This window comes from Legionella busanensis (genome assembly GCF_900461525.1).
Taxonomy (GTDB): domain Bacteria; phylum Pseudomonadota; class Gammaproteobacteria; order Legionellales; family Legionellaceae; genus Legionella_C; species Legionella_C busanensis.
This window is the reverse complement of the sequence record NZ_UGOD01000001.1, coordinates 943,277-965,533: the sequence shown is the minus strand read 5'-3', so window position 1 is coordinate 965,533 and position 22,257 is coordinate 943,277. Positions and strand designations below refer to the sequence as shown.

Sequence of the window (22,257 nt, the reverse complement as noted above, 5' to 3'; positions counted from 1 at the left end):
ATGCTAAGTATAAGCGTGCGTTAGCCCAATTTAATTAATAGGGTAGAAGGTATGTTTTATCGCATGAGAATTGGCTGTCTCTGGCACGACCTACCTGCAGCATTTGGATGTTAAAATACTATCAAAATTCATATGGCTGTTGATGGGTATGGATTAGCTCAATAACAAGTGGTGAATTTCAGGACTGTAACCTCGCATCATAATTTATTGAAAATCTACCGCCTACAGAACATATCATTGCTGATAAAGGCTATGATAGTAAGGAAGTTTAAGAGAGCATTCGCAGAAAATCTTCTAAGCCTGTCAGTCTGAGAAAAAGTAATTCTAAATTTGGCAACGTAGATATAGATTTGATGTTTGTATAAATATTGGTATTTAGTTGAGAATTTGTTCGCAAGAATAAAACATGTTCAAGTTGTTGCCACAAAATTTGATAAATTAAAGCGCAATTATGTTTCTGGAGTGCCTATGGCATACGCTTTTTTTATGATTACCTATATGAAATGTCAACAGTCCTTAGTAATACTCAACTATTTCAAATAAAATTAAACATGAGAAAAGGACTTAATTTACTCCAGGTCAGCTTTCTTGTTTTCTGATATCTCATAAGACATCAGTATTAAATAATCGCAACGCTAACTTTTGAGTAATTAGCATGTTAACATGATTTAATACAAACGATTTTTTAACCGCTTTACGTTAAGCTAATAATAACACAAAATGAAATGGCAAATACCCGCAAAAACATTTTTGGTAGGTGAGTATGCAGCACTTATACAAGCACCTGCTATTATACTAACAACTAAACCTTGTTTTGAGTTAACTTTAGAAATAAAGGAGCATTCTTTAGTTCATCCAGCCTCCCCTGCAGGACTGTTTTGGCTTAAATATAAAAAATCACTAAATCAACTTCACTGGTTTGACCCATATAAAGGATGTGGTGGTTTGGGCGCATCTAGTGCTCAGTTTATTGGAGCCTACCTTGCTTTATGCTATTTAGAGAATAAACCACTAGATGGGCATGATTTATTAAATGCTTATTATGAACATGCTTGGAACGGGCAAGGTGTTAAACCTAGCGGATATGATATTATTGCCCAGGCACAAAGAGGTTGTGTTTACATTGACCGACTAACTAAAACGATCCATTGTTATGATTGGGTATTTAAAGATATTTCTTTTATTCTATTACACACGGGTAGTAAAGTAGCCACTCACTGTCATTTACAAGAAGTAAAACTACCTAGTAGACTTACCTCCCTTAAATCAATTGTTGAAAATGCACAATTAGTTTTTCAACAAGGTGACAGCCACAAATTGATTACTGTAATTAATTCTTATCAACAAGAACTTATAGCATTAAATTTAGTTGCCCCAACAACGTTAGAATTACTTAAATTTTTTAAAGCCGATCCCAATATTTTAACTGTAAAAGGTTGTGGTGCTTTAGGTATGGATATCTTACTGCTTATTGTAGCTCGTGATAAATTAGTATCTATAGTTAATACTTTAAAAAAAGATTGGTTAGTCCTTGCAACCAGTGAGGAACTTTATGACGGTGAAAAATTATTTGAAATAATGTAGCCAATACTGCTTAAAGTAACTAGTCAATCAAACTTAGTGATATTGATGTGTAATTATAAACATTTTCTCATATTATAATCTTTATAAATTTAAACGATGTAACTTAAAAGGTAAATTTTGTGGAGGAGTTTCTTTCCATAAACTTAATACATAGCCACCTACCCCTGCCCCTATAACTTTACATGCTAAGGTATTATAGGTTTCTAATTGTTTGATGTGTTGAGTTAAAGCTTGAGAGGTAAGCCCCCAATCATAAAAACATTGATTTCCTAGAGTCAAGCCCTGAGTTATATAACTTAATTGAGTCTCTTTATCATCAGATTCTAAAGAAAATTTAATCAATTCTACTGCTAAAGCCATTTTTTCATATATTTCTTTTGCTTTTTTTGGATCCGATTTCTTCAACTCCCTCACTTTCTCAACACATAAACGTGTAATACTCTTCTCTTCAGAGCCAGAAATATAAAGCTCTGGCTCCCAGCATGGACTAATTTTTGCCACTTCTTTATTAAAAGAATATTGTATGATGTGGTTAGATGTCACGCCTGCGATATCAACACCACTACTTTTTTTGTGAAACATATTTTCTAATTCTATAGCAAAATCAAATAAGTTTGCACGGGTCAAATAACCTTGCTGTATTACCCATTCTGCAACAGCAACACAAAGAGCAGCAGAAAAGCCAAGTCCACTACAAGGAGGAATGGTTGATTCCATTTGAAAAAAACCAGTTAATTTATGAGGGTCTTTATTAAGCAGCTGGCATGCTTTGCTCAGTACAGGCCATAATATAATTCCCAGTGAATTATTACCTTCTGCTGAAATAGTATGCATAGTCTTCATCTCATCAGGATAATAATTTAAACTAAGCTTAAATTTATTAAACGGCACTACTAGTGCAAATCCTCTTTCCAAAATAGAATGCTCCCCTGCCAAAATACATTTAGCAGGTATTTCAATATTAAAAGACATTTGGCCTCCGTAATATATATGCTTTTATTTAGAAGCAAGCAACTTTTAACAAGTTAATCGTTTAGCTAAAACAGTACTGAAACATGATTTATATTAGTACTGTCTTTACAATCAATAACTAAAAGCTCAATACCTAAGTACTACTGTTTGAACCTGGAAGTTACTTTTTAACCCTATCATTGAATTAATAACACTATAGCTATCAAAACAGAGAATAATTTTCTTACATTTAAATCTTGTTAAATACTTATCAAGATTAATATCTCTTAATTTAGCGAGCTCTTTAAATAGCCCTACTAACGTAGGAAGATAAAAACTTACAGAAGAGATAATAGATTTTTCATTACTCATGTTTAGCCTACATACAACGCGTAGTAAATAATATTATTTTCATTAAGCAACTTATCCAAGCATCAATAAAATACTGTATGTTATTTATTTATATTAGCTCAAAAAAACTCTACCGGTTTTATAATTTATCAATTAGATTATTTGTTGTACATATATTTAGTTTGAACTAAACTACAAATATCACGCTAAAAAGTGTTTTATCTGTTAATTAAAATCAATATTTTGTATAGGAAAGTTTAAATGAAAATATCGTTTGCATAATACGAGATTTGTTTACTCAAGACTCATCCCCAAAATTTCAACGCCTATGAGTGAGAAAATTAGAGGTAAATGATAATTTGTAAAATTAATCTCATAACATTTTGTTCTTGAAAATTTAATAAATTATCTAATACATTTAAGAACATACATTTATGTGAACTACCAAAATTCAGGGGCGCTATTAAAATTAAAAAATATGCGCATTTTTAAATCTATTATTGCAAAATTAACTGTTGAAAATATTATTTAAGACGTTGCTTAAAATTTTATCCATTCTTTCTTAAAAATTTGCAAATAAGTAAGAATATAAAAGTAGTAATAATCGAAATATAGTTTTAACAGCGCATGATAATAACGTAGGTTAGAATAAATAATGGCTATAAATATATTAAAGTCCAATGTGCTTTTAGTAAATGACCAAGATAAATTCATTAAAATTATTGATAAACTCACTGCTCATAAACAAGGGTTACTACATCGAGCATATTCCATATTTGTATTCAGAAAAAACAATAATAAAGTTGAATTATTACTACAACAACGAAGTAAAGAAAAATATCATAGTAAAGGTTTATGGACAAATACTTGTTGTAGTCATCCTGTAGCGGAAAAAGAATTAATAAACCAGGCAACTGCTCGTTTATATGAAGAAATGGGTATAAATATAAAGCTCATCGAAATCAACAGTTTTCGCTATTTTACTAAGTTAGATAATGAAATGTTTGAACATGAAGTTGATCATGTCTTAATAGGCTCGTGGAATGAGCAGGAGATTTGTCCTAATCCTAGCGAAGTAATGAGTTATTGTTGGATAGATATTGCTACACTTATTGAAAAGATAAAGACAAAACCGGAGTTATTTACACCATGGTTGTTTCAAGCCTTAGAGATTGCTTTAAATAGCAATCATTTTAAAAAATTGATGTTACCAGATAAATAAATCCTTTATAGGCGAGTCTTCATTTCAATTAAGCTAACTAAAGGAACAAATAATAAAAATCATAGCCCTAAAATTACGGAGTAACTTTTTAAACCAGCTAGCCATGCTATGAAACTGTTTAAGTTTTGCAAATGAATTTTCAACTTAATGTCATTTCTAATTTAATCTATATCCCCTGCAATAACTTGTCACGCCATTGACTTTTCTCCGTTGCTTACTGCAAGGGAATTTTACAAATTTAACCCAAACTGTATACCTCAAATTGAAGACACGCCCATATCACTCCTAATTCTTCCTGGCGTATGCTGAAATAAACTTTAGGAACCATACAACTGCAAAAATTGTTTAGGATAGTATTGATAGGATAAAGGCCATAATCTTGAGCCAGGCCCTCCCTCTAATCTAATAGTTGTTATCAAGTTTAGTCCAAAAAACAACCATATATCGATAAGCTGCGCTTATAAAATATGATTTTTATGAAACTAACTAGAGACCACACTGAGTATTTATGTACTATAATTTACCATATTGTTTAATTATATTACATATTGATGTGTCTAAACTAGAAATTGGATCGCTCAAATGCAACTAGAAACCAAAGAAAAACTTGCTATCATTATACCGACCTATAACGAAGGCGATTGTATTGAAGAAACCATCCATAGAATATCTTCTATGCTTCAGTCAATGTCTTTATATGAAAATTATATCATAATTTTTGACAGTAATTCAGCGGATAAAACCATACCTATTGTTAAACAATTACAACAAGAGTATCCCCGATTAATCTTACTGTCTGAGCCTAAAAAAACGGGGCTAGGTTCTGCTTATCATCAGGCAATGAAATACGCACTGAATGAGTTACACGCTAATGTTATCTTTGAGTTTGATGCGGATTTATCTCATCAGCCTAAATATATTCCAGAGATGGTTCAACATTTGCAAGAAAATGATTGTGTTATTGGCAGCAGATATGTAAAAGGAGGCAGCATTCCTAGTAATTGGCCATGGTATCGAAAATTACTGTCAATATCCTCGAACTGGATAGCTAGAATAATATTAACAAGAAAATACAGAGATTTTACGAGTGGCTTTCGTGGAACTAAATCTAAAGCTCTAGAGAATTCATTACCGGAAAAATTTATATCAAATCAATATGCCTACAAATTAGAGTTATTTTGGCGGCTGCATCAAAACAAAATGAAAATCTATGAGTTACCTATTGATTTTATTGACCGAGAAAAAGGGAAGTCCAAGCTGCCCCCTCATAGCATCCGCGACTTTGTAAGAGTGATTACAATATTGCGATTAAAAGAGATGGAGAAATACTTCAAAATGATTAGTGTCGGATTTTTCGGCTTAATTCTCCAGTTTGTGGCTTTCAATATTTTTAAATTATACCTTAGTCCTTTTTACGCCTCTCAGTTAGCAGTTACAGCAGCTTTAATACACAACTACATTTTGCATGGAAAATATACATTTAAAACATCAAATTCTGAAAACTTATCGTTTCAATTAAAACTAAAATACGGCTTTCATTTTTTAATTTATTCCATTTTCATGATTTTATTTCAAAGTAGTACTTTACAATTAGGCGTTACATATTTCGGTTCTGGTCCGGTGAAAGAAAACTTACTTTTATTAGTAATCGTATTTATTACATCCCTTTTAAATTATTTTGTATATTCTGGATTTATATGGAGAACGTAAGATGCTCTGATTTTCCTTAATCCTGAAAATCAGAAACCTCTGCAACAGAATTAATTCAAGTAAGACGAGCGGTTACACTATTTATACAGAAAAATTTTTTTCTAAAAACCGAGAAGCGTACATCGTCAAAGACTTAGAGTGAAGGCCCTAACCATAATAAGAGCAACTCTACGCTATCCTTTGAATATGCCAGAGGAACTAGATTTGATGAGAAAAAACTCATCTAGACGTAAAATTGCACTCTTAGTTGAAAATTTACTTGCAAAACTTAAACAGTTTCGTGGCATGGCTAGCTGGTTTGAAAAGTTAGTCCGTAATATTGGCTATGGTTTTTATTGCTTCTTCTTTTAATTGGCTTAATTTGAATTGAGGACTCGCCCACATCAACTAGCATCAATTTTTACTAGTAGTTTATTTAGTAAAGCTTGATTTATGATGTTAAGCATTTAGAGCTCTTTATTATTTCTTAAGCTAAAAAATCTAAAAATTTTTGATATTAGGATGATGTTAATTAACCTTTAGTTTTGAAAACAATAGTCGTCAGGGCAAATAGCATAAAGGATTTTATCTGTAATTCAAATGTAAAGCTTTTCTCACTGCACCAAACCCAATCCAAGTTTATTTACCAAAGCTCTGTTGGCGTTCATTAAATGAGTCAAAGGCTTTCATTAATTCGTTTTCATCAAAGTCTGGCCAAAAAACAGGTGTAAAATAAATTTCTGAATAGGCAATTTGCCATAACAAAAAATTACTTAGCCTAATCTCTCCGCCAGTTCTAATGACAAGCTCTGGATCTGGTGATTGATGAGTCGTTAAAAATTTAGCGAAGGTAGGTTCATCAATATCATCAATTTCAATCTTATGATTAACCACTTGCAAAACGAGTTGTCTAGCGGCATTGACAATATCCCATTTTCCACCGTAATCTAAAGCAATCAACAAATTTAATTGATTATTTTTTGCCGTTTTTTGCTCAACTTCAGCCAATAACCTAAGCATTTTTTCATCTAAATTGGCCCTAGAGCCAATTAGTTGTATCTTAATACCTTTCTGATGAAAACGCTCCACGTGATGAGCTAAGTAATAAGTCATAAATTTAACAAGATGGGAGGATTGTTTTTTTTGTGCTCTTTGCCAATTTTCTGTACTGAAAGCAAATAAAGTAAGGTATTGGATGTTTAAATCCAAACAATTACAAAGTACTTTCCATGCTACTTTAGCGCCCATAATATAACCTGTAATTGCGGGCAAACAACGCTTTTTAGCCCAGCGCCTATTTCCATCCATAATTATAGCTAAATGAGAAGGATACTTCATTGTATTAACTCCCCCAGAACTTAAGGTTTCAGTATGCCCTTTTTGGTTATTATTTACCCAAAAGCTTTCTCTTTCATCCGTTAGTAATCGCTCACTTTAAGATGGACTAGATTTATCGTACTATTTAGATAGTCAATAAGCATATCAGGATGCTTCCTTTTCAATCACGTTGTCTTGAGTTGAGCACGGTTTGCCCCCCTTCGATTAATAATATTTTACTTTCTAGTCCTGAAAAACTTATTTATGGTTCCTTCAACTAGCTAGTTATCCTGCTTTAAATAAATGCAACGGTTATTAGTCTATAAATGCCATTCTTAATAGACTTACTGTATTAAGGGAACCACTTAATCTAAACATTTTTTTTGACGACATATATATAGAATAGACTTTAGGAAGCATTATTTCTTAAAGTACCAATTATTATTTTACTATTTAAACTTATTAACTTTTTTGCGCGTCAATTGAATAGCTTCTCTGGCATCACTTTCAGTAATTCCTTTTTGCCCCTTTAAACGTTGCTCCAAAAACTGTCGAATAGAGGGAAGTTCTGTTATAGTCGCACCTGCAGCAATAGCAAGATTATTAATATGTAGACGCATATGGCCTTTAATAATTCCTTCTGAAACCAATGCCCTCAATGCCCCTAAGTTTTGTACAATACCCACTGCCGCCATAACTCTTGCTAATTCATCGGCAGAGTGTATTTTCATAATTTTTAAGCATATTCGTGCAATAGGGTGTAATTTGGTCACTCCTCCAACTATACCAACTTGAATCGGAGCTTCTATAATTCCATGCAGATCATCACCTTGCATTTGCCATTGAGTAATCGAAGTATAAGTCCCATGACGTGCTGCATAAGCATGTATACCTGACTCAACTGCACGCCAATCATTACCTGTTGCAATTGAAACAGAATCAATACCATTCATTACACCTTTATTATTAGTAACTGCACGATAGGGATCTAGTTGCGCAAATAAGGATGCTTCTACTATTTTTTCTCCCAATTCTCGATCGATATTGTGGATGATAACTTTGGCTTTAGTAATTTTTGTATCCGGTAAATTTGATAAAATACATAAACCAACTTTTTCGTTTGTTAATCGTTCGATATCGGGTTTTAGATATTCGCAGGTCTGATTAATAATATTGGCACCCATTGCATCTTGACAATCTATGTACAGATGAATAATAGCCATAGTATACCCATCTGCCCGCTCTAGTTTTCTAATGGTAATTTCTTTGAGTCCCCCTCCTCTATTAATTAAAGAGCGTAGAAGACTTGTATTGACCTTATGGATTAATTCTTTTTTATGTTTTTCAATCCTCTTAAATAATAAATCGAAATTTTTTGTTTTAGGTATTTGAATTTGACCTATACCGCAACAACCTATTTGCTCAGTCGTAATGGTACCGTTTTGATTAATCCATTTAGCAGTTTTGCTAGCTGTAGCAATGACAGAACTTTCTTCTATGACCATCGGTATGATGTATGGTTGATTGTCAACAATAAAATTGAATGCTAAACCTAGTGGTAAGGGGTAACAACCGACAGTATTTTCAATTAAGGAAGAAGCTAGCTGGTGGTCTAAAGATGTTTCTTTTCTTAAGAGTTTTAGCTCCTCGGGAGTAAAAATACCTAAATTTATTAAACTATTTTGTTGTTCGCTATCTGATAATTTATAAAATTGTACCGGAAAAGCACCTAAATCATATAAAGCCATACTTTCCATCCTTACCTAATATTAATAATTAATCATTTTGTCTAAGCAGTTGATATTCCGTAGCGCTAACTTTTTTTCTTTCATGGAATATTTTTTCTGTTTCAGCAATCCAATATGGGGAATTAACTTGCGGGCCTGCTGTAAGTGTTAATAACTCTGCGCCATAGCCAGAACCATAGGAGAATGCTGATAATTTTTGCTTCGGTTTTAATTGAGAAAGGGCTTTCGTTACGGCCAACCAAAGGCTTGCGGTATAACAATTTCCACTTAATTGGTTCCATTCCATAGTGGACTCTATTTTTTCTTTAAAATAGAGCTCAATTTTTTCATTATTCCATCCTTGGTGTTGTAATAAATGAAAAACCGCTTTTTTAACCATTTTAGGGAAAGGAACATGAAAACAGTGGGCATCAAATTCAAACTCTAACGCATTTATACCTATATCTTTAATCAGGAGATTAAAACAATTAAGAACAGCTTCTTTGTAACACTCTAAACTAAGTTCTCCATTCACTTGAGGATATTTTTCATTAATAGGCCGCCAGAAATCAAAAACGGGTCTACTCCAAGGATAAGAAAGCAAATCAATCTCAGCGATTTGAGGATCTTCATCAATGATAAATGCTACTGCACCAGCCCCTTGGGTTGGTTCAGCATTACTTTGAGGTTCGTAAAGGGAGATATCAGCAGCAATAACTAAAGCAGCCTTTTTACCGCCTGCTCCTGAAAGTTTCCATTCTACAGCTTGTTTTATCGCTAAGGTTCCACCATAGCAAGCATGTTTTACTTCGTAAGAACGAATCATACCACTGAGATGCAGCTGCTCAGCAACCCAAGCACTAACTGGGCGGCTCATATCTAAACTACTTTCTGTACCAACAACGACCATTCCTATGTCATAAGGTGACTTAGGCCAATGAGCTAGAGCCTTTTGTGCTGCTTTTACAGCTAAATCTGCAATATTTTCATATTGTGAGCATAGTGAAAATTCTCTACAACCTAAGCCAAGAGTAAATTTTTCCGGATCAATTCGGCGTAATTTAGCTAATTCTTTAACTTCCATTGCTAAGGAAGGAAAATGTAAACCAACAGCAGTGATACCTATATTTTTACTAGACATACAGACCTTTTCAATAATTAATCTCCATATTGCTTGCCAATTATTTTTGTTCAATTTTTAAACTAGTATATCTACTATAGACCATATTAGATATATTGTTAAAACGAAAAACATTATTCATGTTAATTGCTCGATGGCTGTCAGTATTTGACTGGGATGATTTATTATAAAATTGGGAGTAACGTCGTGAATTTGGTTGAAATTATTGGCTCCCCAGGTTACAGCGAGCGAAATGATATCAAGTTTATTAGCCGCTCTAATGTCTTTATACTCATCTGAAATAAGAAAAGCATGAAGGTAGTCTTTATGTTTTTTTAAATATTTTTTTATAAAATAAGTTTTATTAAAACCTCTAAATGTAGAAATAATTTCTTCGATATGATTTATTCCATGCGCTACTAATATTTTTTGGATATTTTTTTTAGTATTCGAAGAAACAATATAGATTAAAAAATTTCTTTTATGCATTTCATTAATAATGTCGATAATTCCTGGTACTATCTTTATTGAAAAAGGGGCTGCATATAGTTGTTTTTTTAGCTTTTTAGCTATGTAAAAAGTCTCTAGAAGATTATAACCTAGTTTTTTTCTTACTTCATTGAATGAACTATTTCTTAATTTAAGGTAGTCATATACGCTAATTACAGGTTTTTTATTTTTTTTGGCAAATTCATTATAAAGGTAAATATATTGCTTCATTGTATCAGCTATTGTTCCATCGAAATCAAAGAAAATGATGTTATTTTTTCGTGAATTTTTGCTCATCTAATTTATCAATATAAAGTGATATTTAAGTATCCAAAGTATAGACTACCCACAAGTGATTAAGATAAATGTCACTTTAATTATTTACCAATATAAGCTAATGATTTACATCGTCTCCTTTCTATTGAATTTTGGTCTAAATATGCGCATTTTTTTAATATTTAAGATGAGCTTACTCCATAATTTTACTTGCGCAACTAATAAATTTAAGTAAAAATCTCTAACTTTTTTTAAGTTAAAAAGGGTATTTTTAACCATTGATTAAGTCGCATCAACCTTATTAAATGAGGCATATTGTTTCGAACTTACTCTTATCAAGGTTAACTAATGATCACGGCGAATAATAAAAGTGACTAGTTCTTTTAACCGCACAGAATCAAATTCAAAATTATTAATATATTCCATTGCCCGATCAAGATATTGAGCTTCATATACCTTCGCCTCTTTTATTTCCATAAGAGAGGTATATATTGGTTTATTATTCATTAAATCAATAGCATTTGTTTTGCCTAAAATTTTTGAATCCGATTCTATCCCAATAACATCATCATGAATTTGATATACAATACCTAGGACATTACCAAGTTCATTGAGCTGATTTAGAAAGGAGGGATCATCATAATTTGCAGCCAGTGCTGCAAGCTGCATTGATGCAGCAAACAAACAACCGGTTTTCAATTGATACATTCTATTTAAATCATCTAATGTAACTTTTTTATTCATACTTTTTAAATCCAACTCTTCACCAGCAGCTAACCCATAAGAACCTATAGACTTGGCTAGTATATGAATCATTTTTAGTTTATTGTCTGTTGGAATAGTGCTTTGGTAATCTTGAAAAGCAAGCAGCTCAAAAGCAAGGCTTTGCAAGGCATCTCCAGCAAGAATGGCTGTAGCTGAGCCAAAAACTTTATGGCACGTTGGACAACCTCGCCTTAAATCATCGTTATCTAAATCTGGTAAATCATCATGAACTAGAGTGAATGCATGAATAATTTCAATGCAACAAGCGATTTTATCTAGAACGAATGGATCAGCATCTAAAGTATCACCTAAGCTGTAGATAAAGCTTGCGCGAAGACGCTTTCCACCGTTAAGTACTGCGTAACACATTGCTTCATGTAATGGTTGAGGTTCATCTTTGGGGCTTGGTAAATACAATTTTAACGCATTATTTACCCTCGTTTGACACTGCTCTATATAGTTCGCAATTTTCATAAAGGCTCCTTCATAATAATAAGATTATAGAAGGAAATAAATTTTACTGCGTGGGTATTGTGGTGATTGCAATTAAAGAAGTTAAAAGACTATACATTAGTGAAATTTATCGGTTAAATCATTTGATTGTTTTTGATCAAAAAGAAAGCATCAAATTTAAGAGTTCTAAAAGCGAGTAACATGATTTAATCGCTTCAATCCTGTCGCGAAGAATATAGGATGTAACTTTTAATACACTAATTTTAAGCCCTTCTAAAGCTATCTACATAGCAGTTCTATCTTTTAAATAATATTTAATTTTTTATTTCTATACTATTAGATGAAAGAACAATCATTAATTAATATTTTACTTTCATTGAAATGGTGGACAGTAAAGATTAGCTTAAGTTTTTATCTTTAAAAGGGTAAGTAATTTTATTTAAGTTATTAAATTTGCGTAATTTAATATTAGGGACTAAGCTTTTGTTGTGCATCGCAACATCTAGGGAGAGAACTATGAATCAAGAATATTTTCAGCGGTTAACTCAGATAATTAGGAATGTGCAGCGGCCTTTACAAGCAATAACAGAATTAAATATAAAAACAATGCGAAATTTAAGCTACCTTAAACCTGATGAGTTAGTTCGTATTAAGCCAGAAGAGTTATTTGAAAAACAAGTTAATTTAGCTATCGAAAACGGTCATAAAACACTTGATTATATGCAAAAAACGTTTGAAATATTTGAAGAGGCTGTTTTTGCATCAAATGACAAGTTACGTGAAACAACCGATTCTATGGCTGATATGACTTACCCTGGCGGTAATATGGGCGTTGGCAGGGCTTCAGCAAATCCTTCTAATATGATGATGGATATGGCTCAAACAGTTTTTGATCCTATGTCTAATCCTATGATGAATGCTGCAAGGGAAGCCTTTAATCCTATTATTCCTATGGAAGAGCTAACTAAAGCTACTTCTAGCCGCTCTAGTAGGTCGGGTCAATCTAGACCTAAAAAAACTAGTTCAACAACTAAGTCTAAATCTGGTTCTAGTACGCAGAAAAGACAAGCTAGTTCAACTAGCAAAGCTAAATCCGGTTCTAGCACGCAAAAAAAACAAGCTAGTTCAGCTAGCAAAACTAAATCTGGTTCTAGCACGCAAAAAAGACAAGCTAGTTCAGCTAGCAAAGCTAAATCCGGTTCTAGCACGCAAAAAAGACAAGCTAGTTCAGCTAGCAAAGCTAAATCCGGTTCTAGCACGCAAAAAAGGCAAGCTAGTTCAGCTAGCAAAGCTAAGTCCGGTTCTAGCACGCAAAAAAGACAAGCTAGTTCAGCTAGTAAAGCTAAGTCCGGTTCTAGCACGCAAAAAAGGCAAGCTAGTTCAGCTAGCAAAGCTAAGTCCGGTTCTAGCACGCAAAAAAGACAAGCTAGTTCAGCTAGTAAAGCTAAGTCCGGTTCTAGCACTCAAAAAAGAAAAACTAGTTCAGATACTAGCAAAGCTAAATCTGGTTCTAGCACGCAGAAAAAACAAGCTAGTTCAGCTAGCAAAGCTAAATCCGGTTCTAGTATGCAAAAAAGACAAGCTAGCTCCGCTGGCAAATCGAAATCAAATGGTAGTTCCAAGAGACAGGCTAGTTCATCTAGTAGATCTAGGTCAAATGGAAGTTCACAAAAAAGAAAACAACAAGCTTCTAAATCTTCAATGAGAACGCCTTCATTAGGAACTCCTTCAATGAGGCATTCTTCTTTAAGTGATATGTCTAGATCAATTAGATAATGAAAGAAGCATAAGTGGCCTTTGGCTGCTTATGCTTTCTAAGTGTATTTCAAATCAATCGCTGTTTTCTCACTAATTAATTTATCTAAATTCATTGATTAAACATACAGTTAACCTTTAATTTAAAAATAAATAAAATAAACTTTTGCTGTTTATTAAATATTTTTTTTAGCGAAACTATTGAATTTTATTTCATTTCGTGTAATATTTGCCCAGCTATGAAAAGACAATTATTTTATTTCTTCATCCTTGTTTTCACTGTTATTGCAGGGTTTACTATATGGATCATGCATAAACCAGCACCACTGACGCTTAAAGAATCCTCTTTTGCTAAGTTGCCTGGTTGGAATGAGGCGCATGTTACAAAATCACTTTCCGCTTTTCAACTTTCTTGTAAGACCTTCTTACGGCAGAATCCTAATCGAGCAGTAGGCAGTCAAAAGATTCCTCTAAAAGTTAAAGATTGGTACCCTGCTTGTAGAGAAGCCTTATTACTTAATAATGCTAATGAAAATACAGCACGTAGCTTTTTTCAAAAATGGTTTAAACCGGTAGAATTTTATGAGAAAAAAACAGTTCATGGTCTGTTTACCGGTTATTATTTACCGTTGCTACATGGTAGCTTAGTTAAAACAACTAGATATAATGTTCCTATTTATAGCTTACCTTCAAATTTAGTTACTATCGACTTAGGCGCCTTTAGTTCAGACCTTGCTTCAAAACGTATTGTAGCGCGCATTGAAAATAATAAGGTTTTACCTTTTTATGATCGTGAAGCAATTAATAAAGGAGCTTTAAAAGATAAGGCTTCTGTTCTTGTATGGGTTGATAGCCATATAGATAGATTATTTTTAGAAATTCAAGGATCAGGTATCGTTGAGCTCCCGAATGGCAAACATCTTTACTTAGGTTATGCTGGTGAAAATGGCGCTCCTTATAGACCCATTGCTAAATTTTTAATAGACCGTGGCATCTTGACCAAAGATAATGCCTCTATGCAAGGTATTCGTGCCTACCTAGAAGCACATCCGAATGAAATTGAACCACTTATTAACCTTAATAAATCATTTGTTTTCTTTAGGATTTTAAAAGATACAGCTGCTTTGGGTGCCCAAGGCGTTACGTTAACACCAGGTTATTCACTTGCCGTCGATAGAAAATGGATTCCCTTAGGTGCACCTTTATGGCTGGATACCACCAGGCCTAATCTCCAATCAGTCGAACATAAAAAATTCCAACGTCTAATGATTGCTCAAGATACTGGTGGCGCAATACGTGGGGTAGTACGTGGTGACGTATTTTGGGGCGCTGGTGATAAAGCAACCTTTATTGCTGGAAATATGAAAAATAAAGGTCGCTATTGGTTATTATTACCTCGACATACAGTTGAAAATCTTTTACCTAAAACAATTGCTTAATACAAAATAAATGTAATTTTTATTTACCAATTATTAAATGATTTTCGAGATTTCTCTCCTTATTTGATACTAAAACAGTTTTCAGAAAATTAGAATCTAAGAGGCTAATTATAGCCCTATCATTTTCTTCATCAGGTGTATCTATTATCGGGGCATCCTTTGTAGGACTATTTTGTTGAATAGGTGTATTAATAATAGGTGCTGGTGCTTTCAATGCTTCCTCAAGGCTAATAAATTTATAACCATTTTTTTCATACATATCTAAAATATCGCCTAAAAAATGACTATTTAATAAATTAGCGTGAATTAATAAAATCTGCTTAGCATTTTCTTGGTGTTGTCTTTCGGCACGAGCTTCTGCTCTTAAAGTTTGATTCCAAATATAATCTAAATATTGTTTCTTAATACGAGGTAAATTTTGTGGTCGTAATCGATAGGGGATGGCAAATAATTTTGCATTAAATTGATAATCTTTACTATCAATAGTGATTGGCGCAATTATATAATGATGCTCAGCTAAATAATCATGAACTTTTTGTCGCTTATCACCTGTGCTTTCAGCTAAATAAGGATAACGAAAGTATCTAGGCCCATTAAAAAGGGGCTCAATAATTTTATCAGCTTTATCAACATCAGAAATATATTTTTCTGCAGGCAAATTATTTAAACTTTTATGAGAGTAAGTGTGATTACCTAAAATGAATCCTTTTTCACGAAATAACTCTAGTAATTGCCATTGATCTTTTTCTATCGAGCCTGCAATAATAAAACCCGTTGCTGGAACTTTGTGATTAATTAAAGCTTCCAATATTTGTAAAAATCGATCATGTTCCCTTTGTAGGTTAGCAGGTTTACTATGTGTTGAGCCGACAAACGGTAAATCATCAATAGTAATCGCGATCTCTTTAGTCTGCCCTAAACAAATAGAATGAAGAAAAAGACTTAACCAAAATGTAAAGGTTAGTTTTATTTTGCACATTGCAATTTCCCTATTAGTGATTAGACTTCTGTCCAGTAAGTCTATTATTTCTCTGATTTAATCTAAAAATCGCAACTACTTACATAGTATTATCATAAATTAAAGTTTTAACAATAGATCAAACAGTTGTAAATTCTATCCACTGCAATTGCCATAATTTATAAAGAAATTTCTGGTTTTCATTTTTATCGACGAATGGGGCTAATTCCTTTAATGTCAAACAGCGGTGATTTGCAATTCTCCTTATTAGATCTGGAGTAATACTCGTTGTTTCCCAATACTCACCATTAATATATAAAATGGGCAACCCGCTATTTTCATCATTAATATAGGCAAAACGACACAATGGATTGCGAGTGATTTGTTTAGCTTTTTTTAATTTATTAAGAAACTGGTTTAACGTTCTTTTTTTATTAATGAGAGGTAATAGTGATTCTGCATGGCTATCTAACATAGTAATAAACCTACCAAACCACTGGCCTAACAAAACATCGTCTGTAAGCACTGTTTTTAATAATTTTTGAGCTTGCTGAAAAGCCTGCTTAGGAATTTCTCCAGGCGCCTTTAAATTAGACCAGGAAGGATCATTATATAACAAATCATTTTTTTTATGCTCTAATAAGTATTCACTTAAGTTGTCCCACATCTCAGAAGATGTATAACTTCGATATCCAAAAGAATAAGTCATGCAATCGTTTGACAATGCTATACCATAATGACCTATATGAGGCGGAAGATAAAGCATATCTCCTTCATGTAAAATAATTTCTTGCTCAATATTGAACTGTTTCATTATTCGCAGTTCAAGATCTGCTATATAATTCTCAGCATGACAATTTTGTGTAGTTAGTAGCCACTTCCTAGAGCCCTGAGCCTGATATAAAAAAACATCATAGTTATCATAATGGGGCCCCACACTACCATGCTCTACAGCATAACTAATCATGACATCATCTACACGCCATTGAGGTAAAAAATTAAAATTATCAAGTAAGGCAGCTACCTCGGGGATAAATCGATCAACACCTTGCACAAGTAAGGTCCAATGCGATTTGGGTAATCTGGTAAAATCATGTTCGGTAAAAGGACCACGTTTTAGTAACCAATAAGGGGGCTTTTTTGGTGTTTCGCGGACTAAGCGACTTTCAATTTCATCGTCCATAGCTAAACCTGCTAATTCATCAGCTGATAATGGTTGGTTAAAATTAGGTAGCGCATTTTCTAAAACCAAAGGTTTTTTCTGCCAATAAGAACGTAAAAAGTCACTTACCGCTAATGTTTTAAAATTTATCATTCACCTACACCTATAGTTTTGCGTAACTTATTGAAAGCAATTAATAATATTTTTAATTAAAATAGTCAGTTTAAAAATTATCTATTTTTTATCATTAAATAAAGAGCTAGTTGTGTACTAATTTAAAATAAATTGTCTATAATTTATACTGAAAAAACCATTGGAGGGTCGACAATATGGCTACTTCAGTAATTAAACAAATGAGTGCGTTGCCAAGTCTTATTATCTCATCCTTCTTATTCACTGCAACAGTAAGTAATGAAGCGAATGCCACAACGGTTAATGTTCCAGCAAAAGGGACTCAACTTGCTTGGTATGGTGGTCATGGGTGGGGTGGATACGGCTGGGGTCATGGTTGGAGACGTGGTGGATTTGGTTTTGCTCCTATAGGCTGGGGTGGTGGTTATGGACCAGGTTGGGGTTATGGACCAGGTTGGGGTTATGGACCAGGTTGGTATAGACCAGGTTATCGCTTTATAAATACAGGCCCTTATTATGTTGGCTGTCAAAAACGTTGCTTTGTTAACCGATGGAATCGGTTAATATGTGCTACACGATGTTACTAAGTTAACTTTAATAATTAAACTCTAATTAGAAAAGTTACTGAATTGTCACTCTTTACTAATATGTTTAGTATAAAAAATTAGGCAAAATACATCAGTAACTTTTCTTTTCAAAATTTAAATCCTTCGTTTATTTAGAAGTTAAAATTTATTTCTTAAATGTAAAACCTATTTAATTTTAAATTGCTAATGCTAGTCTAATTAGCGTGATTAAATTAAGACAATAGCGCTATTTCTTATAATCAAAATTAATCAATCTATTATGTTATCTTTTGCTATAGCAAGCTATTAAATTTTGATTGATTAATAATCATTATAAATAAACTGATAGTTGCCTCACTGGCAATTCTCGTCAATTTTAATTGAACAGGAATTTTTATGCCTATACTTAATTTTTTTGCTGAAATGAATGAGAAAAAATTTATTAGTGTCGAACTTCCCAATAATAAAATTCAAACAATTTTAAGTGAGATAGAAGACCTTACTAGCTCTGAAAATACATTGATGTTAATGCAATTAATTAAACAAAAAAGAAATACTTTTTTAAGAGAAATTGATACAACCAATGACGTTAATAAACGAAACAAATTAATTCGTTCTTATTGGCACTTTTCCAAGACGCTAGAAGCATGCCTTGTTGACAATAAAAATGCTGCTAAACACTTATTTAAATATTATACCTCGTCTGATTATCGCTTAATTTCCTTAGATAACCATTTTCCTAATCAAAATGACAACTATATAGATAACCAAGTAAATAATCTTGCCCTTGGTGGCACTATTTTTAGTTTAAGCGCCCTTGTTTTAAGCAGTATAGCTTTAAGCGTGGGTTTTCCTGTTCTTGGTATTATTGGTATAAGCGTTGCAATTACGGTACTTATGCCTAGTTTATTTTATCTAATATCTGAAAAATTACCTAAGAAAAATCAAGCTCTTAAGGCGGAGATAGACCTCTTTAAAGCAGCAGTCCATACTGATTTATCGCAATCAGAGTTAACAGATATCAAAGCAGATATTAAAGAAGAGCATGCAATTATGGCCTATTAGAGTTTTTGTATAGCCTGCGTCTTTTATTTTATTGCAGCATTGTAAACGTTTCTACAATGCTTCTACGCCTTACTCACGTGCGCCTTGTGTAAAAATTAGTAAACAGCGCTATAGCTTAAAAACTGACATATTTCATACATGAAAATTTGTTAGTTTTCAGCTATTATTAGCTTTTTTAATTCAGGAGCAGATTTATGAAAGTAGGTCATGATAGCCTATCAACACAATCTCAGTTACAAGTTAATGATAAAACTTACTATTACTTTAGCTTGAAAAAAGCTGAAGCAAGCCACTTTCCTGGTATAAATCGTCTACCCTACTCCCTTAAAGTTTTATTAGAAAATTTATTACGCTTTGAGGATAATAACACTGTTACTAAGGATGATATCAAAGCACTTGCTCATTGGATTAATACTAAAACCTCTCAACATGAAATTGCTTATCGACCTGCTCGGGTATTAATGCAAGATTTTACCGGTGTACCAGCGGTGGTTGACTTAGCTGCAATGCGTTCTGCACTGCAAAAAATAGGTGGCGATGCTACAAAAATATCACCTTTATCACCTGTTGATTTAGTGATTGATCACTCTGTTATGGTTGATCGCTATGCAAGTAAAGACGCCTTAAAAGTTAACACAGAAATTGAAATCAAACGCAACAAAGAACGTTATGAATTCCTACGCTGGGGTCAACAATCCTTTGCTAATTTTCAAGTTGTACCACCCGGTACCGGCATTTGCCATCAGGTTAACCTAGAGTATTTAGGCAAAACAGTTTGGAGTAGTGAAGATAATGGACGACTATACGCTTATCCTGATACGTTAGTGGGTACCGATTCACATACAACTATGATTAATGGCCTAGGTGTTCTTGGCTGGGGTGTAGGCGGTATTGAGGCTGAAGCTGCCATGTTAGGCCAACCTGTTTCTATGTTAATTCCAGAGGTCATCGGATTTAAATTAATTGGTAAATTAAAAGAAGGAATTACAGCAACTGATTTGGTGTTAACTGTGACCCAAATGTTGCGTAAAAAAGGTGTGGTTGGCAAATTTGTTGAGTTTTATGGCTCAGGCTTAGCAGCGCTACCCCTTGCCGATCGAGCAACTATTTCGAATATGGCACCAGAATATGGCGCAACTTGTGGGTTTTTCCCAGTAGATCAAGAAACATTAAACTATCTTAAGTTAAGTGGGCGTGATGAAAATACTATTGCGCTTGTTGAAGCTTACTGTAAAGAACAAGGCATGTGGTATAGCGAGCAAGCAGAAGATCCTGTTTTTACAGATACCTTGGAACTTGATTTAGCAACAGTTGAGCCTTCATTAGCTGGGCCAAAACGGCCACAAGACAAAGTTAATTTAGCCATACTACCACAAGAATTTAATCACTTTTTACAAGAATCTGGTAAAGAAATTGAAAAAGATGTTGAGTTTCCAGTTAAAGAGACTGATTATTCATTACAACATGGCCATGTCGTGATTGCTGCCATTACCAGTTGTACTAATACATCTAATCCTAGTGTTATGATGGCCGCCGGGCTTGTTGCTAAAAAAGCTGTAGAAAAAGGTTTAAAGCGTAAGTCTTGGGTTAAATCTTCCTTAGCGCCAGGCTCTAAAGTGGTCACCGATTATTTAAGACAGGCTAATCTACAAACTTACCTTGATGAATTGGGATTTAACTTAGTCGGCTATGGTTGTACAACATGTATCGGCAATTCTGGTCCCTTAGATGAACCTATTGCAGAAACTATTAATAGTCATGATTTAGTGGTAAGTGCTGTTCTTTCCGGTAATCGTAATTTTGAAGGCCGTGTTCATCCGCAAGTGCGAGCTAACTGGCTAGCTTCTCCGCCACTAGTAGTCGCTTACGCTTTATGCGGTACAACTACCAAAGATTTAAGTAAAGAACCTATTGGTCAAGATAGTTCAGGTAAAGACATTTTCTTAAAAGATATTTGGCCTACCAATCAAGAAGTTGCTGATGAAGTAGCTAAATTAAACGGTACCATGTTTAGAAAAGAATATGCTGAAGTATTTGAGGGTGATGAACAGTGGCAAGCCATTAAAGTAAATAGTGGTATTACCTATGAGTGGGATGCAAATTCTACTTATATTCAACACCCACCTTTTTTTGAAAACCTCTCCTCTAAGCCAGAACCTATTAAACCCATTGCAGATGCATTTATTCTAGCCTTATTAGGCGATTCTATTACCACTGACCATATTTCTCCAGCAGGATCTATTAAAGCTAATTCGCCTGCTGGCTTATATTTAAAATCTAAAGGGGTAGAAGAAGCTGACTTTAATTCTTATGGTTCAAGACGAGGTAATCACGAAGTTATGATGCGTGGAACGTTTGCTAATATTCGCATCCGCAATGAAATGGTCCCAGGTGTTGAAGGTGGATTTACTCGTCATATCCCATCAGACAGTACTTTATCTATTTATGATGCAGCTATGTTGTATCAAGCAAAAAATCAGCAATTAGTGATTATTGCAGGTAAAGAATATGGCACAGGCTCTTCTCGCGACTGGGCAGCAAAAGGAACTAATCTTTTAGGGGTTAAAGCAGTGATTACTGAGAGTTTTGAGCGTATTCATCGTTCAAATCTTATTGGCATGGGCGTTCTACCCTTGCAATTTTTAGACGGCACTACGCGTAAAACATTAGAATTAACTGGTGCAGAACAGATTAGTATTGAAGTCGATGATACCTTGCAACCGGGTGCACAATTAACAATGTTAATTAAGCGACACAATGGTCAAGAAGACGCTGTACCAGTGTTATGTCGTATTGATACGGCTAATGAGCTTGAGTATTATCGCCATGGTGGAATATTACAATATGTATTACGTAATTTAAGTTAATTAAAGTGAATCCGACATAAGAAATATTATATTTTTATGTCGAGTTTATTAAATCCGAATCCCGTATAAATGCTTTGCATTTTACGGGATAACGTTTGTTTAGCGATATAAAAGAGACGTTATCTCTTTTATATCGAACTTACGTTAATTACTGTACTGTTTGTTTAATCTGTATTAAAGTTGCGCCTGCGCAGCTACAAGCCAAGTCAAGTCCTTGGCTTGTAGCCATTAACTGTGAATAAATAATAGGTGTTCTTCAAATTCTCTACTGCAATTAGCATGAAAATATAGAGCCACTGCATATTAAAGATATGCGGAACATATATTACCCTGCCTTTAAATTATTGCTGTAGTAGGCTTTTGAACGAA

Annotated in this window: 18 protein-coding genes and 1 pseudogene; 10 read left to right on the top strand and 9 right to left on the bottom strand. The window is 33.6% G+C overall.

Annotation, left to right across the window (positions count from 1 at the left end; translation table 11 throughout):
- Nucleotides 1-24: 24 nt before the first annotated feature.
- Both DYH30_RS18120 and DYH30_RS04385 read left to right on the top strand, forming a co-directional pair.
- Nucleotides 25-543: pseudogene (locus DYH30_RS18120) on the top strand (transposase); the annotation flags it as partial.
- A 177-nt stretch (nucleotides 544-720) separates the two neighbouring features.
- A complete protein-coding gene (locus tag DYH30_RS04385) occupies nucleotides 721-1,584 on the top strand; it encodes a hypothetical protein (RefSeq protein ID WP_115330482.1) in 864 nt (287 codons plus the stop codon).
- 81 nt (nucleotides 1,585-1,665) lie between these two features.
- Here DYH30_RS04385 and DYH30_RS04380 read toward each other — a convergent pair whose 3' ends face one another.
- Nucleotides 1,666-2,556, bottom strand: a complete 891-nt coding sequence (locus DYH30_RS04380; protein ID WP_115330481.1) for a mevalonate kinase family protein — start codon at nucleotides 2,554-2,556, stop codon at nucleotides 1,666-1,668.
- A 985-nt stretch (nucleotides 2,557-3,541) separates the two neighbouring features.
- Between DYH30_RS04380 and idi the strand changes: the two genes are divergently transcribed.
- On the top strand, nucleotides 3,542-4,108 hold the full coding sequence (idi, locus tag DYH30_RS04370; RefSeq protein ID WP_115330479.1) for an isopentenyl-diphosphate Delta-isomerase: 567 nt from the start codon (nucleotides 3,542-3,544) through the stop codon (nucleotides 4,106-4,108).
- A gap of 317 nt (nucleotides 4,109-4,425) precedes the next feature.
- Here idi and DYH30_RS04365 read toward each other — a convergent pair whose 3' ends face one another.
- Nucleotides 4,426-4,527, bottom strand: coding sequence for a sugar phosphate nucleotidyltransferase (locus tag DYH30_RS04365; protein WP_242604755.1), 102 nt, complete (start codon nucleotides 4,525-4,527; stop codon nucleotides 4,426-4,428).
- 163 nt (nucleotides 4,528-4,690) lie between these two features.
- Between DYH30_RS04365 and DYH30_RS04360 the strand changes: the two genes are divergently transcribed.
- On the top strand, nucleotides 4,691-5,818 hold the full coding sequence (locus DYH30_RS04360) for a glycosyltransferase family 2 protein (RefSeq protein WP_115330478.1): 1,128 nt from the start codon (nucleotides 4,691-4,693) through the stop codon (nucleotides 5,816-5,818).
- A 207-nt stretch (nucleotides 5,819-6,025) separates the two neighbouring features.
- Nucleotides 6,026-6,169, top strand: coding sequence for a hypothetical protein (locus DYH30_RS17905; protein WP_160116151.1), 144 nt, complete (start codon nucleotides 6,026-6,028; stop codon nucleotides 6,167-6,169).
- 267 nt (nucleotides 6,170-6,436) lie between these two features.
- Here the strand turns inward: DYH30_RS17905 and uppS are convergent, their stop codons facing one another.
- The 5 genes from uppS to DYH30_RS04335 form a co-directional block, all read right to left on the bottom strand.
- Entirely contained in the window at nucleotides 6,437-7,135 is a 699-nt protein-coding gene (gene uppS / locus DYH30_RS04355) for a polyprenyl diphosphate synthase (protein ID WP_115330477.1), read from the bottom strand.
- A gap of 428 nt (nucleotides 7,136-7,563) precedes the next feature.
- Nucleotides 7,564-8,862, bottom strand: a complete 1,299-nt coding sequence (locus tag DYH30_RS04350) for a hydroxymethylglutaryl-CoA reductase, degradative (RefSeq protein WP_115330476.1) — start codon at nucleotides 8,860-8,862, stop codon at nucleotides 7,564-7,566.
- 28 nt (nucleotides 8,863-8,890) lie between these two features.
- On the bottom strand, nucleotides 8,891-9,982 hold the full coding sequence (locus DYH30_RS04345; protein WP_115330475.1) for a hydroxymethylglutaryl-CoA synthase family protein: 1,092 nt from the start codon (nucleotides 9,980-9,982) through the stop codon (nucleotides 8,891-8,893).
- A 117-nt stretch (nucleotides 9,983-10,099) separates the two neighbouring features.
- Nucleotides 10,100-10,747 (bottom strand): HAD hydrolase-like protein, encoded by a 648-nt coding sequence (locus DYH30_RS04340; protein ID WP_115330474.1) that lies wholly within the window; start codon nucleotides 10,745-10,747, stop codon nucleotides 10,100-10,102.
- 324 nt (nucleotides 10,748-11,071) lie between these two features.
- Nucleotides 11,072-11,965: a polyprenyl synthetase family protein gene (locus DYH30_RS04335; protein WP_115330473.1), complete on the bottom strand. Its 894-nt coding sequence runs from the start codon at nucleotides 11,963-11,965 to the stop codon at nucleotides 11,072-11,074.
- Between the two features lie 495 nt (nucleotides 11,966-12,460).
- On the opposite strand from DYH30_RS04335, the gene DYH30_RS18270 reads away from it, so the two are divergent.
- Nucleotides 12,461-13,720 carry a hypothetical protein gene (locus tag DYH30_RS18270; RefSeq protein WP_242604756.1) on the top strand — a complete coding sequence of 420 codons (1,260 nt, stop codon included), beginning with the start codon at nucleotides 12,461-12,463 and terminating at the stop codon, nucleotides 13,718-13,720.
- Nucleotides 13,721-13,938: 218 nt separating this feature from the next.
- Entirely contained in the window at nucleotides 13,939-15,138 is a 1,200-nt protein-coding gene (gene mltA, locus DYH30_RS04325; RefSeq protein WP_115330472.1) for a murein transglycosylase A, read from the top strand.
- Between the two features lie 19 nt (nucleotides 15,139-15,157).
- On the opposite strand, the gene DYH30_RS04320 is transcribed toward mltA, so the two are convergent.
- Nucleotides 15,158-16,117 carry a polysaccharide deacetylase family protein gene (locus tag DYH30_RS04320; protein WP_115330471.1) on the bottom strand — a complete coding sequence of 320 codons (960 nt, stop codon included), beginning with the start codon at nucleotides 16,115-16,117 and terminating at the stop codon, nucleotides 15,158-15,160.
- A gap of 118 nt (nucleotides 16,118-16,235) precedes the next feature.
- The gene (locus DYH30_RS04315) at nucleotides 16,236-17,411 is read right to left on the bottom strand and encodes a JmjC domain-containing protein (RefSeq protein ID WP_115330470.1); all 1,176 of its coding nucleotides are present in this window, start codon (nucleotides 17,409-17,411) and stop codon (nucleotides 16,236-16,238) included.
- 176 nt (nucleotides 17,412-17,587) lie between these two features.
- On the opposite strand from DYH30_RS04315, the gene DYH30_RS04310 reads away from it, so the two are divergent.
- From DYH30_RS04310 to acnA, 3 genes are all read left to right on the top strand, one after another.
- Complete coding sequence (locus DYH30_RS04310) at nucleotides 17,588-17,977, top strand: hypothetical protein (protein WP_115330469.1); 390 nt, start codon at nucleotides 17,588-17,590, stop codon at nucleotides 17,975-17,977.
- 375 nt (nucleotides 17,978-18,352) lie between these two features.
- Entirely contained in the window at nucleotides 18,353-19,021 is a 669-nt protein-coding gene (locus DYH30_RS04305; RefSeq protein WP_115330468.1) for a lpg1689 family Dot/Icm T4SS effector, read from the top strand.
- Between the two features lie 194 nt (nucleotides 19,022-19,215).
- On the top strand, nucleotides 19,216-21,888 hold the full coding sequence (gene acnA / locus DYH30_RS04300) for an aconitate hydratase AcnA (RefSeq protein ID WP_115330467.1): 2,673 nt from the start codon (nucleotides 19,216-19,218) through the stop codon (nucleotides 21,886-21,888).
- Nucleotides 21,889-22,257: the final 369 nt, after the last annotated feature.

What these genes read in the sequence shown, in the direction of transcription:
- DYH30_RS04350 (WP_115330476.1), bottom strand. Translation starts at nt 8,862, where the DNA reads ATGGCTTTATATGATTTAGGTGCTTTTCCGGTACAATTTTATAAATTA.
- DYH30_RS04360 (WP_115330478.1), top strand. Translation starts at nt 4,691, where the DNA reads ATGCAACTAGAAACCAAAGAAAAACTTGCTATCATTATACCGACCTAT.
- DYH30_RS04345 (WP_115330475.1), bottom strand. Translation starts at nt 9,982, where the DNA reads ATGTCTAGTAAAAATATAGGTATCACTGCTGTTGGTTTACATTTTCCT.
- acnA (WP_115330467.1), top strand. Translation starts at nt 19,216, where the DNA reads ATGAAAGTAGGTCATGATAGCCTATCAACACAATCTCAGTTACAAGTT.
- uppS (WP_115330477.1), bottom strand. Translation starts at nt 7,135, where the DNA reads ATGAAGTATCCTTCTCATTTAGCTATAATTATGGATGGAAATAGGCGC.
- DYH30_RS18270 (WP_242604756.1), top strand. Translation starts at nt 12,461, where the DNA reads ATGAATCAAGAATATTTTCAGCGGTTAACTCAGATAATTAGGAATGTG.
- DYH30_RS04385 (WP_115330482.1), top strand. Translation starts at nt 721, where the DNA reads ATGAAATGGCAAATACCCGCAAAAACATTTTTGGTAGGTGAGTATGCA.
- mltA (WP_115330472.1), top strand. Translation starts at nt 13,939, where the DNA reads ATGAAAAGACAATTATTTTATTTCTTCATCCTTGTTTTCACTGTTATT.
- DYH30_RS04305 (WP_115330468.1), top strand. Translation starts at nt 18,353, where the DNA reads ATGCCTATACTTAATTTTTTTGCTGAAATGAATGAGAAAAAATTTATT.
- DYH30_RS17905 (WP_160116151.1), top strand. Translation starts at nt 6,026, where the DNA reads ATGAGAAAAAACTCATCTAGACGTAAAATTGCACTCTTAGTTGAAAAT.
- DYH30_RS04380 (WP_115330481.1), bottom strand. Translation starts at nt 2,556, where the DNA reads ATGTCTTTTAATATTGAAATACCTGCTAAATGTATTTTGGCAGGGGAG.
- DYH30_RS04315 (WP_115330470.1), bottom strand. Translation starts at nt 17,411, where the DNA reads ATGATAAATTTTAAAACATTAGCGGTAAGTGACTTTTTACGTTCTTAT.
- DYH30_RS04320 (WP_115330471.1), bottom strand. Translation starts at nt 16,117, where the DNA reads ATGTGCAAAATAAAACTAACCTTTACATTTTGGTTAAGTCTTTTTCTT.
- DYH30_RS04310 (WP_115330469.1), top strand. Translation starts at nt 17,588, where the DNA reads ATGGCTACTTCAGTAATTAAACAAATGAGTGCGTTGCCAAGTCTTATT.
- DYH30_RS04340 (WP_115330474.1), bottom strand. Translation starts at nt 10,747, where the DNA reads ATGAGCAAAAATTCACGAAAAAATAACATCATTTTCTTTGATTTCGAT.
- idi (WP_115330479.1), top strand. Translation starts at nt 3,542, where the DNA reads ATGGCTATAAATATATTAAAGTCCAATGTGCTTTTAGTAAATGACCAA.
- DYH30_RS04335 (WP_115330473.1), bottom strand. Translation starts at nt 11,965, where the DNA reads ATGAAAATTGCGAACTATATAGAGCAGTGTCAAACGAGGGTAAATAAT.